We start from the raw sequence: 997 nt of genomic DNA on the forward strand, positions 1-997 counted from the left end.
GCGACATGCCGATCCCGTCGTGCCAGATGATCTTGATCAGCGAGCCTGCGCGGCCGCGGAATACGAACAGATCGCCGCCGTGGGGGTTACGCTTGAGGCCTTGCTGCACCAGCAGCGCCAGGCCCTGCATGCCCTTGCGCATATCCGTGTGGCCCAGCGCAATCCACACCCGCGCGCCGGAAGGGATCATCGCAGAGCCTTCAAGGCGGCCGCGACCAACCTCGGCGATGCCGCGGCGAAGATGCTCAGCCGCTTGCCGCGCGGCAGATCGATGATCATCGCCGGGTGCTCGATCGTGTTACCCACCGCCGCGTCCCCGCCGATCAGCGCTTCGGCGAATACTGGCGTGGGAAGCGCATCCGGCACCTCGGCCTCCTGCGCCGCGCCCGCATCCAGCAGCTTGCGCCGCCAAGTGTAGATCAATCCGGACGAGACGTCATGACGGCGGCAGACATCGGCGACCCTCGCACCCGGCGCGAACGCCTCGGCCACGATCTGCAGCCGCTCCTCATCGCTCCACCTACGGCGCCGCGCCGGCCCCGAAAATACCGTCACCTGACCCACCGACCGCTCCAAAGCACACTCTTAAGAGCACGCTTAAGAGCGCTCGCTACCTGCCCGCGCAAGGCGGCCTCCGCCGGATGGTTACAGTGCAAGTGATTGTCGTGGCCGTCATATTTCTGCGTTAGCCCTTCCTTCACCAGTACCGGATCGTTGAACAGCACAGTGGTGCCAGGATTACGCTCCTTCATGAACTCGATGTAGTTGCGGGTTTGCTCCCGGTCATAAGCGCGGCTCTGCCAAGTGACAGGAGCATTCCCCCCATCTCGGCGGAATGGTCGAATATCAACCTGCCTGCCTTGCTCGTGCGTTTCATGGCCAGCGATGTCGCCACCACCGCGCTTGCTGATGTCGCCAATATTGACCGGCGAACCCCCGCGCCTTGCCCATTCGGCTGACGAAGCGCGCAGCTCGTTGGCGACCGACTCCGTCGCAT

General features: G+C 64.4%; 3 protein-coding genes. All 3 read right to left on the reverse strand.

Annotated features, from left to right (window positions below; genetic code table 11):
- On the reverse strand, positions 1–190 hold a 190-nt coding region (gene tnpB / locus AX708_RS13000; RefSeq protein ID WP_155647265.1), incomplete at its 3' end, for an IS66 family insertion sequence element accessory protein TnpB.
- Complete coding sequence (locus AX708_RS13005; protein WP_066110762.1) at positions 187–564, reverse strand: transposase; 378 nt, start codon at positions 562–564, stop codon at positions 187–189. The genes AX708_RS13005 and tnpB, both read right to left, overlap by 4 nt.
- A partial coding sequence (locus tag AX708_RS20935; protein WP_197426035.1) for a hypothetical protein occupies positions 552–997 on the reverse strand: 446 nt, incomplete at its 5' end. The genes AX708_RS20935 and AX708_RS13005, both read right to left, overlap by 13 nt.

The sequence above is a fragment of the Erythrobacter sp. CCH5-A1 genome, assembly GCF_001557115.1.
Classification (GTDB): Bacteria; Pseudomonadota; Alphaproteobacteria; order Sphingomonadales; family Sphingomonadaceae; genus Erythrobacter.